Below are 14,055 nucleotides of genomic sequence, written 5' to 3' on the forward strand. Positions count from 1 at the left end.
CTGCTTCTGAGAGCGGGCGCAAGAAAAAACCGCCCCGGCCTAAGCCGGGGCGGTTTTGAGTGCGGGAGAGAGGACTTGAACCTCCACTGAGTTGCCCCAACATGCTCCTGAAGCATGCGCGTCTGCCATTTCGCCACTCCCGCGAACCTCTTTAATATAACACACGACCGGGGTGAGGTAAAGCCCCTTTTAAGCAATGGGGCGATTTTTTAGTGCCGAGGGGGGCGGACAGGCTAGAATGAAGCGCACGAACACCCCCTCTCACGCCCCGAATCGCCCCATCCGCCTCGTGATCGTTGAGGACGACGACCTCTTCCGGGACCTGCTGCGCATGGCGCTCGCCAACCTGCCGGGTCTCGAGGTCGTCGCCGACTTCGGCGACGCCGATCGCGCCGAGGCCGAGATCCCATCCCTTATGCCGGATGTCCTCTTGCTGGACATCGACCTGGGCAAGGGGCGCAACGGCGTGCAGCTGGGGCTCTCGCTCAGGCAGGCCCTGCCGGGGGTGGGGATCATGCTCTTCTCCAACCACCGGGAGCCGGATTTCCTGCTCTCGGTTCCCACCGAACAGGCAGGAGGCTGGTCCTACCTCCTCAAGACCTCGGTGCGGGACGTGGCCACCCTGGAGCGCGCCATCCGGGGGGCGGCCTCCGGGCTCGTCATTCTGGATCCGCGTCTTGCCGTGGACTTCCGGAGCCCCCTGCCCGGAGGCTCGGCCCTCAGCGAGCGACAGGTGGCCCTGCTCCAGTCCATCGCCCAGGGCTTCAGCAACAAGGCGATCGCCGCGCGCCTGGGCCTCTCGGAGAAGACCATCGAGAACCAGCTCGGCGTCCTCTACTGCGAGCTCGGCATCGACACCGCCGACTCCGAGACTCACGCCCGGGTCCAGGCGGCCCTGCACTACCTGCGAGGGATCGCCAGCTGAGCCTCGGGCTCGGACAGCGGGCAAACGACGCACACGCGGATCCTCACGTCGCTGGCGATGAGCATCTCCCAGCGCCCGCTCATGAGAGCCACCCGGGCGTCGAGCAGCGCAAAACCCGGGCTGCGGCGCACGCGCGCAAGGTCGATCCCCTCGCCCCAGGCCTCGATGTCCAGGGTCAGGCCCTGCGCGCGATCGCCCGTTAGCCCCACCCGCAACCTGCGCGCCCCCTGCACCGAGGCGAGATCGAGGGCCTGGTCCATGAGGGCCCACGCCATCAGCAGGCGGGACTGCACCTCCCCGTGGAGATGCTCGGCCGCCTCTCGCCGCAGGCGATCGTCCGTCTCGACCAGCTCGGCGCACGATCGCGCCAGGTCCCGCTCCAGCCGCTCGCTGGCGGCGAGCCAGGCCACGCGGGTGCGCCGGCGCGCGAGGAACACCTCGCACGCGGCGAGGGTGGAGAGGAGCGAAAAGGCCAAAAGGCCCATCATTTGCCAGAACGTCCGCGGCGAGAGGGCAGCGCCGAGGGCCCAGGGCGCAAGGGCCGAGCGCATGAACGAGCCGGCGAAGATGGCCGCCGTGAAGATCCCGTATACGCCCCCCAGCTGCCGAGCCTCGGTCGCGTCCAGTCCAGGCCCATGGCGCGCAGGCGATTCAGCAGGGGCAAGCAAGCCAGTAGCGAGAGGCTCGCCAGGAACGAGAGCAGGCCCCAGCGCAGGGCCATGAGCGGGGTTGCCTGCCAGGCCGCGCCGATGCTCCCGGTCACCAGGTTGTAGGCCCCAGTCACGCCGTAGTGCACCGCGATCGCAAGCAGGGCCCAGCCCGGCAGCGCGTAGGGTGCCCGGCGGATGAAGGCGCGATCGCGCGCGACGTCTGTGATAGCGGAAATGCGCCTCCCCATCTTGGGATAATACCCCGATCAATCGGGGGTTACCCCCCGAGAATCAGAAGGGAAGCCCTCTTTCACCCGCGAAGGCGAATTTCATAGACTCGAAACGAGGGTCTGTCCGCCTCGCGCGGATTCCCTCCTCGATACGCCGTCGCACCCCATCAGGAGGCCCCATGGTATCCAAGCTCCTGGCCCCGACGCTCGCGGGCAGGTTCTTGCTCGTAGGCTGCATGTCCTTGCCGTTCGGCTCGCTGCTCGGGCGCTCGAACGGTAGCGTGGCCGAGGGCCGCGCGGAGCTGCACCTGCGGCCCTGGATCCAGGCGGGCGGCCTGACGATCCAGGCCACCGTCTCCCCCTACGTGGCCGCGGACGTGGACCACCTGGTGGTCAAGGTCTTCACCCTCGACGGCAGCGACGAGCAGCCCGTGACGAACAAGCTCGGCGTCGCCCTCGCCGCGACGGTTCCCCAGGCCCAGCTGAGCGCGCCCATCGCCTTCGACGACCGGCCCACCATGGCCACCCTCAAGGTCAAGCTACTCGGCACCCGTCCCTTCGACGGCCAGGCCAGCGCCTCGGGCATCGCCGTCACCCCAGGCGGCCTCGTCTCCAGCGGGTCCTTCAATGTCGCCTTCCTCGAGGAGCCCGTCACCACCTTCGTGGGCGGTGCATACGGCAGCTCGGACGGGGCCACCTCGAGCGCGAGGTTCAATAGCCCCAGCGGGCTCGTCTTCGATGGCTCGGGCAACCTTTAGGTCGCGGATACCGGCAACAACGCCATCCGCATGCTCACGAAGAACGGGTCGGACTGGACGGTCAGCACCATCGCAGGCAACGGCTTTGCCGATTGGGCGGACGGCTCGGGGACGGGCGCGGCCTTCAACAGCCCTGTGCCGTGGCCCTCGACGCTTCGGGAGACCTCTACGTCTCGGAAAACAGCAACCACGCCGTTCGCCGGATCACCCCCGGTGGAGCCGTCACCACCTTCATCGGCGCCTACCCCACTCTGACGCAGGGCTCCACCGACGGCATCGGGACGGCCGCGAGGCTCAGGAGCCCCTGGGGGCTCGCCTTCGACGGCTCGGGGAACCTCTACGTCCTGGACAGCTGGAACCAAACCATCCGCAAGGTCACCCCCGCGAGGGTCGTCACCACCCTCGCCTCCGGCCCCAACGCCAACGGCTACGCCAATGGCAGCTTGAGTGCGGCGAGGTTCGCCTACCCCATGGGGCTCACCTGCGACCCCGCGGGGGTCCTCTACGTGGCGGACACGAACAACAACGCGATCCGCAAGGTGATCCCCTGAATCATCCGAACGCCAATCGCCCCCACCCTGTCCGGGTGGGGGCGATTGGCGTTGAAACGAAAGAGGCTACGCCTCGGCGCCCGAGGCGGCAGGGGCGCTCGCGCCCCCCTCCTTGCGACGCATGACCCAGGCGATGAGCGCAGCGCCCCCGACGACCATCGGCACGCTCAGGAGCTGGCCCATGGACAGGTTGCCGATCACGAAGCCAAGCTGCGGGTCGGGGTTGCGCAGGAACTCCAGCGAGAAGCGGATGGCCCCGTAGCCGATCAGGAAGGTCCCCAGCAGCACGCCCGGCTTGGGACGGCGCGTGCTCATGAAGAACAGCACAAGGAAGAGCAGGATCCCCTCCAGGCCGAACTCGTAGAGCTGCGAGGGGTGGCGCGGCAGGCCCATGGGATCGGTCGGGAAGACCATCCCCCACGGCAGGTCGGTGGGACGGCCCCACAACTCGGCGTTGATGAAGTTGCCGAGGCGGCCGAGGCCCAGGCCCAGCGGCACCGCGACCATCACGATGTCGGCCATCTCGAGGAAGCCCAGCTTGTGCTTGCGGCAGTAGTACCAGCCCGCCACGATGGTGCCGACGAGGCCCCCGTGGAAGGACATGCCGCCGTGCCACACCGCCAGGATCTCGAGCGGGTGCGCCAGGTAGTCCTTGAGGTTGTAGAAGAGGATGTAGCCGAGGCGCCCGCCCAGGATCACGCCCATGATGAGGGTCATGATGAAGTCGGCCACGTCGCCCTCGGGAAGGACGATGCCGCGGCGCTTCACCTGGGCCTTGACGATGAAGTAGGTGAGCAAGAAGCCCAGGCCGTACATCACGCCGTACCAGTGGACCCGCAAGGGGCCCAGGGTGTGGCCTGCCACGTCTAACGGGCCGAGCTGGAGGGCGACCGGGTTGAGCGGTGGAAATTGAAGCATGGTCCTAGTCTACCACGTCGGAAAGGTGCTGCTCGAAGTTGATGGAGCACGCCCCCTTGGCGGGCAGTTCCAGGCGCCAGTGGGGCATCATGCACGAGCTCTGGTACACCCGCTCGAAGCCGCCCTCCGACATGGAGATGGTCTCGACCGGGAAGCGCCAGACCGTCGCCGGAAGGTCCCAGCTCAGGCGGTAGTCGATCCCGTTGAAGACGTCCTTGATGCCGATGGCCTTGAGGTCCGCAAGCTCGCCCCTGGATCCCAGGCGCGGGTCGGGGACGATGGTGCCCGGGCTGTAGTAGTAGCGGTCCGGGGCGTTGCCCGCCAGGAAATTGGCGTTGAACTCGACCCCGAACCAGAGGCTCACCGGGCGCTCCATTCCGTTCTCGACGGTGTAGGCGACGCGCGTCACGGCCGGGCCCGCCTTGGGGATGACGAAGCGCTTTTTCACGGTGATCGGCCAGAACTCGGATCCGACCCACACGTGCCCGTCCCGCCTGAAGGTCAGGGCCACCTCGTCGGTGCCGTCCTCGCGCGTCAGGACGTAGTCCTGGTTCACGAAATCGCCCTGCTCGCCGTAGGTCATGTCGTAGAACGAGTCGAGGCGCGAATCGGGATGCAGGAAGTGGTCGAGGAAGGAGAGGCGGCGGTACCAGTCGTGGAACAGGTAGCGCTCGAGGCCCGCCTCCTTGGTGAGCACCACGTCGTAGATGGCCTTGAGGCCGCCCTCGCGGCGGAAGGCCTCGAGGGTGGTGGCGCGGGCGATCTTGCTGTGATAGGCCTCGGTGCGGCGCGCGAGCGTGTCCAGGACGTTGAAGGCGCGGGGCTTGTAGTCGAGCTCGAAAAGCGCGCCCCCCTCCAGGTTGAAGTAGAGGTTCTGTCGCTTGCTCGAGACCAGGACCTCGGGCTTGCCGTCGCAGTCGAAATCCCGCTCCTGCACCTCGAGGAAGTCCGCGCCCCGGTGGATCAGGTCGTCCGAGAGGGTCTCGGCCTTGAGAAGGGCGCGGTAGTTGGCCGAGCGCAGGTGCGAAAGGTAGAGCCCGCCGAAGACCCCGTGCCAGTAGGGGTCGCTGGACTGGCCCTGCCAGAGGGCCGCCTGGGCCTCGGGGGGACGGCCCGCGGCGTCGACCTTGTCGGCCACCAGGAGCATCTTCTTGTGGAGGTTGTTGCTCTCGGGGTAGCGCACCAGGAAGTTGCGCCACATGCCCCCGCGCAGGAAGTTGGCCTGGCGCTCGTTGAGCTGCGCGCGCGCCTCGGCGTACAGCTTCGCCTCCTCGGGGGGCAGGGCCCACTCCTGCATCTTCACGTAGGTCGCGCTCGGAAGGTAGATCCGGCCGAAGGGGCGGCGGCCCACCCGGTAGTCCCGGACGGTGGTGCAGTTGATCCAGTCGGAGTGGTCCTCGAGCAGCCGGAAGAAGCGATCGAGCCAGCCGTTCTCGTAGACCGCCTTGTGGGTGTTGGGCCAGACGCCGAACTTCTCGCCGTCGTCGAGGCAAAGGGCGATGCGGTTGCCGTCCGGCGAGGCGTTGGCGCGCAGGTACTCGATCACGCGCTCGGGGGCCTCGAACGGGATGAGGCGCATCAGCTCGGTGTTGATGGGGAAGAGCTCGAGCATGCGGCCCTGCTCCTCGGTCTGGTAGTACCCGAAGAGCTGCGAGCCCCTCAGGCCCGCCGCCTTGAAGATGGAGTCGTCGAGGGCCGTCCAGGCGCACCCCGCCTCGGCGATCGGCTTGGAAAGATGGGGCTCCCAGACCCGCTCGGCGAGCCACATCCCCTCGGGGGCGTCGCCGAACTGGGCCGCGATCAGCTCGGTCAGGCGCGTGATCTGGTCGCGCTTGTCCCGGTCCGGGATCACGGCGAGCACCGGCGCGTGGTAGCCCCCGGTGACGAGCTCGATCTGCTTGGCGTCGCTCAGGGCCTTGAGCCTGGCGATGAACTCGGGGTGGTGCTCCAGGAGCCACTCGAGCAAGGCCCCCGAGTAGTGCAGCGTGACGCGGACGCCGGGATGCCGCGCCAGGACCTCGAGGAAGGGCGAGTAGGCGCTGGCGTAGGCCTCCTCGATGACCCAGTCCCAGTTCCCGAAGGGCTGGTGGTTGTGCACCCCCAAGGTGAAGTTGATGGTCGGCTTGTCGGAGAGGAGCATGGAGAATCCCTATCGGAGTCGGTTGGCCGGATGGATGATGCCGTCAAGGACACCATACCATCCTGAAAGGCAAGCAGCCAGAGCCGGAAAGAGGCTAGCGCGGAGCCGAAACAAGGCGCAGGGCCACGTTCCCGACCGCCTCCAGGCTCGAAGGCGAACACTGCGCGGGAAGGTCATGGACCGTGTGCCACTGGGGGTAGTCGAAGTCGATCAGATCGACGAAGGGCACCCCCTGCTCGAGGAAGGGCAGGTGATCGTCCTCGATGGCGGGGCCGCCCTGGTCGGGGAAGTTCGCCCCGTAGCCCATGGCCGCGGCCGTCCGGTAGACCCGGTCCAGCAGGGCGCCCGCTCGCGCCTCCGAGTAGGCCTCGCGCAGGATCACGAGGTCCTTGTCCCCCACCATGTCGAGCAAGAGCCCCCAGGCGGGCAGATCGCCCCGGTGGCGCCGGACGTACTCGCGCGAGCCGTAGAACATGGTCTCGGGGGTCTGCCCCCAGTCCTCGCCGTCGAGGAGCACCAGCCTGACCTCGCGCGGCGGCGGGCTGGCCTTGAGGGCGCGGGCGAGCTCGAGCACCACCGCCGCCCCCGAGGCCCCGTCGTTGGCGCCGGGGGTCGGCTGGAGCCGGTGGGCGGGGTGCGGATCCTGCTCGGATCGCGGCCGCGAGTCCCAGTGGGCGGCGACCATCGCGACATCCCCCTTGCCCTGGCCGAAGACCGCGACCAGGTTGGTCAGGGCCAGGGTCCGAGGGCCGTCCTGGACCGAGAAGCGCTCGAGCGCCACGCGCGGCGCGTAGCGCCCGAGCTCCGCCTCGAAGGAGGCGATCGCCTTGGCGTGCGCGTCGGTGCCGGGCACCCGCGGCCCCAGGGCCACCTGGGCCTCCAGGTGGCGGAAGGCCGCCGCCCCGGAGATGCCGGGGGGCGCCGCCTGCGCGGCGCTCGCCGCCAGGATCAGGGTCAGGCTAAGCCATGACCAGAAGGGTGACGATCTCACCGGGGCCCACCTCCAGTCGGATCGACCCCGAGCCCAGCTCGCGGCCGGGAGCCTCTCTCAGGTCGGACAGCGCGATTACGCGGTGCGGCAGCGAAACTTCGAGGTCGGTCGCGACTGCCGCCGCGGTCGGGTTGTACAGCCGGATCGCCAGGTGCTCGGAGCCCTCGGCGCGCTTGACGGTGCTCACGACCAGGCGCGGATCCCCGATGGAGAGCCAATCGCCGAGCTGCTTTCCGCGCGAGAGCGGGGCCTGATCGCCGCCGAAGCCCCTGACGAGGAAGGGGGCGCCGAAGGCGTGGGCCTCGGGCCGGGCCTCGCTCCAGTCGCCCCGGTAGGGCACGATCGCGTAGGCGAAGCGCTGGGGCCCGAGGCACTGGGCGTCGGGGGTCTCGACCCGGGGGCCCGCGCCGCCGCCGCGGGTGCGCAGGTCGTCGCGCGAGAGCCAGCCCACGCAGCGCAGGAGGGTGACGTAGACCGCCCAGGCGCCCTCGGGCCCGGCGGCCACCTCGGCCTCGGGCAGGCCGACGCTCGCGACCATGAGCGATCGCTCGCCCTCCACGGCGCTCCAGCCCTGCTGGGGGAAGGTGGTGGGGGCGGCCTCGTGGTGACGCTGCACCGGCAGCTCGGGAAGCCGCGTGGTGGGCACGCGCTCGGTCACGGCGAACTGGTTCTCGCTCAGGACCCGGACCTGACCCGTCAGGCCCGTGCCGAAGCGAACGCGCAGGCGGTGGTCCTTGACCCGGTTGTCCAGCTCGGTCGTCACCTCGACCGTCCGCGACCCCGTTCGCAGCGTGAAGCGGCTCAGGACGATGGTGGCGACGTTGCGCTTGCTGCGCCCCGTTCGATCCGGGGTGAGGGCCTCCGGCAGCTCCAGGCGATAGACCACCCTGAGGACCGCCTCGACCGGGGTGACGCGCTCGACGATCCAGTGCTCGAGCTGGCTGGTGACGATGCGATCGCGCTCGGGGGGCGAGTAGTTGTACTCGTCGCCCGCGTCCGCCCCGTCCTCGAAGGCGTGGACGTCCGGGTAGATTTCGCCGGTCTCGAGGTCCTCTAGGTGGAGGGCGCCGTCCTTGACGAAGAGGCGCAGGGACTCGTTGGCGATGCTGTTGGGGCCGTGCGCGGTGGAAGGCTCGAGCGCCTGCGGCGCGCCGGGCGCGGCGAAGAGGGGCTCGACGCCCATGGCCGGGACCCCATCCAGCCACGTGCTGAAGCAAAAGCGCCTCACCTGGCGCCAGTCGGGGAACAGGTCGATGTCCGAGTAGAAGGCCTCGGTGTCCTCCACCCGATCCAGCACGCAGGGCACGGGGTTGCCGGCCGCATCGACCAGGTGCGCCTCGTCGGGCGCAAGGGAGCGCGGCCAGTCGATCACCACCTCGCACAGGCCGCTGCGCGGGTGGCCGAGGGGGTTGTAGACCAGGGCGCCCGGGCGATCGCCCACCGGCGAAAGCGCCAGCATGGCCCGATCCAGGAGGACCTGGCCGAGCTCGCGGGCCTCCGAGAAGCGCCCCATCATCTCCTGGTGGACCGCGTCGATCGAGCAGCCGCAGATGGAGTCGTGGGGCTGGTTCAGGAGGATCTTGCGCCAGCCCTCCTCGAGGTAGCCTCCGGGCAGATCGACGCCGAGCCGCCCGGCCAGGGCGCTCAGGGGATCCACGTAGCGCTCGTAGAGGGTCTGCACCTCGGCGTTGGCCTGCTTGAGGTACATGCGCGCCGAAAGGACGTCGGGCAGGAGATAGGCGAGGCCCACGCCGAAGGAGCGCAGCTCGCCCTTCACCACCGGGGCCTGCGGGCTCACGGCGAAGAAGGCGTCCTCGAGGCGGCCCAGGCGGATCGTCCCCTCGCCCCACCGCTCCTGCATCGCCTGGATGATCGACGGCAGCTCGGGATTGGGGGCCAGGTGGTCGCAGCCCGCGAGCAAGAGCATCCGGTCGTGCCGGTGCAGGTCGACGAACTCCTCGAGGCGCGCCATGCGCACCTCGAGCGGCAGATCGCCCCACAGGAGCACGTTGCAGTAGCCGCTCGGCAAGAGGGTCGTCGCGATTCGCTCGCCGCTGGGCGCCTCCCACCAGAACTGCTCGTCGTCCAGGCGTACCCCGCGCCAGATCACCGCCCGGTCCATGCCGAAGCCGCGCAGGATGGTGGGGATCTGGGAGACGTGCCCGAACATGTCGGGCAAGTAGCCGACCGAGCGCGTCTCGCCGAACTGCCCCATCAGGCGCCGGCCGAACTGGAGGTTGCGGATCAGGCTCTCGCCGCTGACGAGGAACTCGTCGGGCAGGATGTACCAGGGGCCGATGGCGAGCTTGCCCGCGGCGACCAGGCTTGCCAGGCGCTCGCGGTTCTCGGGCTTGATGGCCAGGTAGTCCTCCAGCATCACCGTCTGGCCGTCCAGCAGGAAGTTCGGCAGGGTGCCCGCCTCGAGCAGGTCCAGGACCCGATCGACCACCTCCACCAGGCGCAGCCGGAAGGACTGGAAGGTGCGGTACCACTCGCGATCCCAGTGGGTGTGGGGGACGACGACGACTTCTTTGGTCTGCAAGCGGCACCCTCCTAGCTGATCATGGTCAAGCCGATTCCAGACAGGGTAGCGGAGTTTCGGTCGATTGAAAAGGCGGCGGCGGGGGCCGTGAAATCTTCGTTTCGTTCACGTTAAACGGCCGGATCCGGGGAAGAGATCCAAAAGCGCCGGGAACCGAACGCGGCCTGAGCGGAGTCTCAGCTCCAACGCCATCGCGCCCCTCGACCCACAGGAGCCCGCCATGAGCAACCTCGTCGGAAACGGGAACACCCCTCGCCCCCAGTGGGCGTCCCCGGCGCCGCGCGCCCACGAGCACTCCAAGCGACCCGATCCCCACGGGACGGCGCCCCAGCGCCGAGCGGACGGGCTTTCGCTGAGCGCGGCGGCGACCGCCCTCTCGTCGGGCGAGGCCACCCAGGCCCTCTCCCTGCTCAAGCGCATGACGGAGCGTCCCGGCGGGACGCTCCAGGACGCCGAAGGGCGGGCGCTGACGCCCGCCCAGGCCCTCGAGCACCTCGTGATCGGCCAGGAAGTGCTCGCGCGGGTCTCGCCCGAGGGGGGCAAGACCCGCAGCGCAAGCGCCCTGCTGTTCGCGATCGAGGACATCCGGCCGATGGCCGCGCGCCTCGCTCAGGCCTGATCGCCCGCGCTAGCGCGCCTCGACCAGGACCTTCTCGCGGTAGAGGGTCTCGATCTCCTCGCGGTACTTGTCGGCCACCACCCGGCGCTTCAGCTTGAAGGTCGGGGTCAGCTCGCCGGACTCGGGGGTGAAGGGGTGGGCGATCGCCTGGAAGCGCCGGATCCGCTCGTGGGACGCGAGACCCGCGTTCACCTCCTCGATCGCCTCCTGGAGCGCCTCGCGCACCGGCGGAAGCGAGACGAGCTCGGCATCGCTCTTCCAGTCGTGGCCGGCCTCCACGGCCAGGCGCGCCGCCTCCCCGAGGTCGGGCACCAGCAGGGCCGTCATGTGGCGCCGCCCCTCGCCGAACAGCATGGCCTGGGCGACGAGCGCGTGCGAGAGAAGCCGCTGCTCGATGGGCTGCGGGGCCACCTTGGAGCCGTCGGCGAGCGCCAGCAGCTCCTGCTTGCGGTCGACGAGGCTCAGGTAGCCCTCGTCGTCCATGTGGCCGACATCGCCGGTGCGCAGCCAGCCCTCGGCGTCGAGGACCTCACGGGTCGCGGCCTCGTCGTTCCAGTAGCCCTTCATGACGTTGGGGCCGCGCACGACGATCTCGCCGTCCGCCGAGAGGCGCAGGGTCACGCCCGGCAGGGCGCGCCCGACCGTCCCCAGCTTGATGGCATCGGGAGGGTTGAGGGTCAAGACCGGCGCGCACTCGGTCAGGCCGTAGCCCTCGGCCACGGGCACGCCCATGACCTGGAAGAAGCGACCGAGCTCGACGCTGAGCGGGGCCCCGCCCGAGACGATGAAGCGCAGGCGACCGCCGAGGGCCTCGCGGACCTGCTTGAAGACCAGACGATCGGCGGCATGGTAGAGGGCGTTGGTCGGGAAGGTCACCCGGCCCTCCTCCTGCATGACCTTGTGGAAGAACTCGCCGATCTCGAGCGCCGCCCAGAACAGCTCGCGCTTGAGGGCGCCCTCGGCCTCGATCTGCGCGATGGTGCGGCGGTAGAAGGTCTCGAGGACCCGCGGCACCGCGCAGAAGAAGGTCGGCCGGACCTCCGCGAGGTTCTGGGCGAGGGTCTCGAGGCGCTCGGCGTAGGCGATCGAGGCCCCGACCGCGAGCGAGGCGTAGCAGGCGCTGCGCTCGAGGACGTGCGACAGCGGCAGGAAGGACAGGGCCACGTCCTCGGGCGTCAGGCCCAGGGCCGAGGCCGCCGCGTGGGCGTTAGAGGTGAGGTTGCCGTGGGTGAGCATGGCCCCTCGAGGGGTGCCGGTGGTGCCCGAGGTGTAGACGATCGAGGCCAGATCGTCCGGGCGCAGCATCTCGCGCCGGCTGCGGATCTCGTCCTGGTGGCGCGACAGGAGCGCCTGGCCGCGCGCCAGCGCCTCGTGGTAGGTCAGAAGGCCGTCGGCGCGCTCGAGGGGCTCGTCGAAGGCGAGGACCAGGCGCAAGGAGGGGACCCGCGGCGCGATCGCGCGCAGCTTGGCGAGCTGGTCGGGGGTTGAGGCGATGACCGCGCAGGCGGCGCAATCGTTGAGCATCTCGGCGATCGCATCGGCGTCGAGGGTGGGGTAGAGGGGCACGTCGACGGCCCCCACGCCGAGGACGGCCTGATCGGCGATCGCCCACTCGGGGCGGTTCTCGCTCAGGATGGCCACCCGCTCGCCGATCCCGACGCCGCTCTCGACCAGGTAGGCGCCGAGCGCGTCCACCTGGCGCTCGGCATCGCCGTAGGAAGCGCTGCGGTAGCGTCCCCCCTCCTTTGCAAGCAGAGCGGGTCGCTCGGCAAATCGGGTGATCGTCGCCTGGAACATCGCAGGAACGGTGGTGACCATGTGTCTTGCTACCCCCCTCTGAATAAGACGCGCGAAGCCGGGTCGGTCGTGAAAACCGTCGCTCGACATTGTAAAAGAAGTTTACAATTCGTGCAAATCCTTCACAAAGAAAAAGGCACCCGCACGATGTGCGGGTGCCGGGAGCGCCTCGAGGCGATCGCGTCGGGTCTTACTTGAAGAGGCCGCCGATGAGGTTGACGAGCCCGGCGACTCCCTGGATGCCCTGGCTGACCTGGGCGGCCCACTCGGGCTGGCCCTGGACCTGCGCGGGGGCGTAGGTCTGGGCCACGTTGGCCGGCTGCTGAGGAGCCTGGGCGGGCTTCGGCTGATCCGCCTGGCCCTTGATCAGGCCGACGAGGCCGAGCACCAGGGGCAGGGCCTGATCGATCACGGGGGCCTTCTTCTGGACGAACTCGTCGTAGTCCTTGTCCTTGACCAGGCCGCGCAGGGACTCCAGGGTGACCGAGATGGGGCCCGCAGCCCCGCCCGCCACGGGGCGGTTGGTCGAAGGCTGGTAGGTCGAGGCGTAGGGATTCACGCTCTGCTGGCTCTGCACGGCCGGCTGCGAAGCGGGAGCCACCTGCCCGATGGGAGCCGCCGTGGCCGCCTTGTAGCGGGCAAAGGCATTCGTGAAGTTGTCGACGGCGTTGGGCATGGGGGGACCTCCTGCGGAAACGATTGGATCCTTCGAGGAGGTTATGGCCCGGTCGGGCTCGGATTCGGTAAAGGCGAAAAAAAGCGAAAGGTAAGCTTCGGTAAAGCTATCCCTTGACCGCCCCCGAGGTCTGGCCCTCGACGAAGAAGCGCTGGAGCACGAGGAAGACCGCGAGGATCGGCGCGATCGCGAGCACCGCCCCGGCCGCGATCAGGCGCCAGTTCGCCGAGAAGGTCCCCGCCAGGTAGGCGATGCCCACCGGCAGGGTGTAGTGATCGGGGTTCTTGAGGACCAAGAGGGGCCACAGGAAGTCGCCCCAGGCGGCCACGAAGTCGAAGATCGCGAGCGTCGCGAGCGACGGGGTCACCAGCGGAAGCAGCACCCGGTAGAAGACCTGCCAGGCGCTCGCCCCGTCGATGATGGCGGCCTCGTCGAGCTCGCGGGGGATGGCCAGAAAGGCGTTGCGCATCAGGAAGATGCCGAAGGCGTTGACCGCGGTGGGCAGGATGACGCCCGCGTAGCTGTCGATGAGGCCCATGCGGTTGACCAGCAGGAAGAGCGGGATCATCAGGACGGGCAGGGGCACCATCATGGTGGCGAGCAGCCCCGCCTCGATCCCGCCCGCGCCCCTGAAGCGCATGCGCGCGAGCGGGTAGGCCGCGAGGCTCGCGAGCGCCACGTTGAGGACGACCGAGACCAGGCTGACCCCCACGCTGTTGGCGAAGTAGCGCGCGAACGGCACCGCCTCGAGCACCAGGCGGAAGTTGTCGAGGGTCGGCTGGGCCGGCCACACGGTGGGGGGGTAGGCGAAGATGTTCTCGCCGGGCCCCCTCAGGGCGGTCACGAGCAGCCAGGCGAAGGGGCCGACCGTCACGGCGGTCAGGGCGAGCAGGACGAGGCCCAAAAGCCAGGCGCGGAGCTTCTTCATAGGAGCATTCTAGACTTGGAGGCGACGATCGGCAAATAGGTAGATCGAAAGCATCCGAGGGTATAAGGGGCACAGGCAACCGGGCGCCAGGCCGGACCGAGGTCGACGCGCCACCCATCGCGAAAAAGGAGCAGCAGCCCATGTCAAAGCTGTCGGTCGAGGCCATCGAAGCCACCTACGGAATCACCTCCCGCGAGATCCGCAACGCCATCTCCGACGGGCACCTCGAGGGGGAGCGCAATCACGGCTCCTGGCTAGTCAGCGAGCGAAGCATCGAGGACGCCATCCGCCAGGGGGTTCTGAAGAACCGCAAGCAGGCCGTCTGACCGA

General features: G+C 69.1%; 13 protein-coding genes and 1 tRNA gene. 5 read left to right on the forward strand and 9 right to left on the reverse strand.

The features are described 5' to 3' along the window. Positions 1-60 precede the first annotated feature (60 nt). A tRNA-Leu gene (locus tag V6D00_12015) sits at positions 61-143 on the reverse strand. Positions 144-238: 95 nt separating this feature from the next. Here V6D00_12015 and V6D00_12020 point away from each other — a divergent pair. Beyond that, complete coding sequence (locus tag V6D00_12020) at positions 239-925, forward strand: response regulator transcription factor (GenBank protein ID HEY9899901.1); 687 nt, start codon at positions 239-241, stop codon at positions 923-925. Here V6D00_12020 and V6D00_12025 read toward each other — a convergent pair. Further along, on the reverse strand, positions 901-1,593 hold the full coding sequence (locus tag V6D00_12025) for a hypothetical protein (GenBank protein ID HEY9899902.1): 693 nt from the start codon (positions 1,591-1,593) through the stop codon (positions 901-903). The genes V6D00_12020 and V6D00_12025 overlap by 25 nt on opposite strands. A 391-nt stretch (positions 1,594-1,984) precedes the next feature. Here V6D00_12025 and V6D00_12030 point away from each other — a divergent pair, with 391 nt between their 5' ends. Next, positions 1,985-2,563, forward strand: a complete 579-nt coding sequence (locus V6D00_12030) for a hypothetical protein (GenBank protein HEY9899903.1) — start codon at positions 1,985-1,987, stop codon at positions 2,561-2,563. Between the two features lie 140 nt (positions 2,564-2,703). Next, on the forward strand, positions 2,704-3,114 hold the full coding sequence (locus V6D00_12035; protein ID HEY9899904.1) for a hypothetical protein: 411 nt from the start codon (positions 2,704-2,706) through the stop codon (positions 3,112-3,114). A 66-nt stretch (positions 3,115-3,180) separates the two neighbouring features. Here V6D00_12035 and lgt read toward each other — a convergent pair whose 3' ends face one another. The 4 genes from lgt to V6D00_12055 form a co-directional block, all read right to left on the reverse strand. After that, entirely contained in the window at positions 3,181-4,032 is an 852-nt protein-coding gene (gene lgt / locus V6D00_12040; protein HEY9899905.1) for a prolipoprotein diacylglyceryl transferase, read from the reverse strand. 4 nt (positions 4,033-4,036) lie between these two features. Further along, positions 4,037-6,172, reverse strand: a complete 2,136-nt coding sequence (locus V6D00_12045) for an alpha-amylase/4-alpha-glucanotransferase domain-containing protein (protein HEY9899906.1) — start codon at positions 6,170-6,172, stop codon at positions 4,037-4,039. Between the two features lie 94 nt (positions 6,173-6,266). Next, entirely contained in the window at positions 6,267-7,163 is an 897-nt protein-coding gene (locus V6D00_12050; protein HEY9899907.1) for a M28 family peptidase, read from the reverse strand. Next, positions 7,132-9,705 carry a glycosyl hydrolase-related protein gene (locus V6D00_12055; protein HEY9899908.1) on the reverse strand — a complete coding sequence of 858 codons (2,574 nt, stop codon included), beginning with the start codon at positions 9,703-9,705 and terminating at the stop codon, positions 7,132-7,134. The genes V6D00_12050 and V6D00_12055 overlap by 32 nt, the downstream gene beginning before the upstream one ends. Before the next feature lie 220 nt (positions 9,706-9,925). On the opposite strand from V6D00_12055, the gene V6D00_12060 reads away from it, so the two are divergent. Next, a complete protein-coding gene (locus tag V6D00_12060) occupies positions 9,926-10,324 on the forward strand; it encodes a hypothetical protein (protein HEY9899909.1) in 399 nt (132 codons plus the stop codon). Positions 10,325-10,333: 9 nt separating this feature from the next. Here the strand turns inward: V6D00_12060 and V6D00_12065 are convergent, their stop codons facing one another. The 3 genes from V6D00_12065 to V6D00_12075 all read right to left on the reverse strand — a co-directional run bounded on the left by V6D00_12065 (position 10,334) and on the right by V6D00_12075 (position 13,725). Beyond that, positions 10,334-12,142, reverse strand: coding sequence for a long-chain fatty acid--CoA ligase (locus V6D00_12065; protein ID HEY9899910.1), 1,809 nt, complete (start codon positions 12,140-12,142; stop codon positions 10,334-10,336). 169 nt (positions 12,143-12,311) lie between these two features. Further along, positions 12,312-12,797: a hypothetical protein gene (locus V6D00_12070; GenBank protein ID HEY9899911.1), complete on the reverse strand. Its 486-nt coding sequence runs from the start codon at positions 12,795-12,797 to the stop codon at positions 12,312-12,314. Positions 12,798-12,903: 106 nt separating this feature from the next. After that, entirely contained in the window at positions 12,904-13,725 is an 822-nt protein-coding gene (locus tag V6D00_12075; GenBank protein ID HEY9899912.1) for a carbohydrate ABC transporter permease, read from the reverse strand. A 140-nt stretch (positions 13,726-13,865) separates the two neighbouring features. On the opposite strand from V6D00_12075, the gene V6D00_12080 reads away from it, so the two are divergent. Beyond that, positions 13,866-14,051 carry a hypothetical protein gene (locus tag V6D00_12080; protein HEY9899913.1) on the forward strand — a complete coding sequence of 62 codons (186 nt, stop codon included), beginning with the start codon at positions 13,866-13,868 and terminating at the stop codon, positions 14,049-14,051. The last annotated feature ends 4 nt before the right edge of the window (positions 14,052-14,055 follow it).

Source organism: Pantanalinema sp., from assembly GCA_036704125.1.
Lineage (GTDB): Bacteria > Cyanobacteriota > Sericytochromatia > S15B-MN24 > UBA4093 > JAGIBK01.

Excerpts from the sequence above, each read along its gene's own strand:
- V6D00_12020 (HEY9899901.1), top strand. The coding sequence starts at position 239 with ATGAAGCGCACGAACACCCCCTCTCACGCCCCGAATCGCCCCATCCGC.
- V6D00_12030 (HEY9899903.1), top strand. The coding sequence starts at position 1,985 with ATGGTATCCAAGCTCCTGGCCCCGACGCTCGCGGGCAGGTTCTTGCTC.
- lgt (HEY9899905.1), bottom strand. The coding sequence starts at position 4,032 with ATGCTTCAATTTCCACCGCTCAACCCGGTCGCCCTCCAGCTCGGCCCG.
- V6D00_12045 (HEY9899906.1), bottom strand. The coding sequence starts at position 6,172 with ATGCTCCTCTCCGACAAGCCGACCATCAACTTCACCTTGGGGGTGCAC.
- V6D00_12060 (HEY9899909.1), top strand. The coding sequence starts at position 9,926 with ATGAGCAACCTCGTCGGAAACGGGAACACCCCTCGCCCCCAGTGGGCG.
- V6D00_12065 (HEY9899910.1), bottom strand. The coding sequence starts at position 12,142 with ATGGTCACCACCGTTCCTGCGATGTTCCAGGCGACGATCACCCGATTT.
- V6D00_12070 (HEY9899911.1), bottom strand. The coding sequence starts at position 12,797 with ATGCCCAACGCCGTCGACAACTTCACGAATGCCTTTGCCCGCTACAAG.
- V6D00_12075 (HEY9899912.1), bottom strand. The coding sequence starts at position 13,725 with ATGAAGAAGCTCCGCGCCTGGCTTTTGGGCCTCGTCCTGCTCGCCCTG.
- V6D00_12080 (HEY9899913.1), top strand. The coding sequence starts at position 13,866 with ATGTCAAAGCTGTCGGTCGAGGCCATCGAAGCCACCTACGGAATCACC.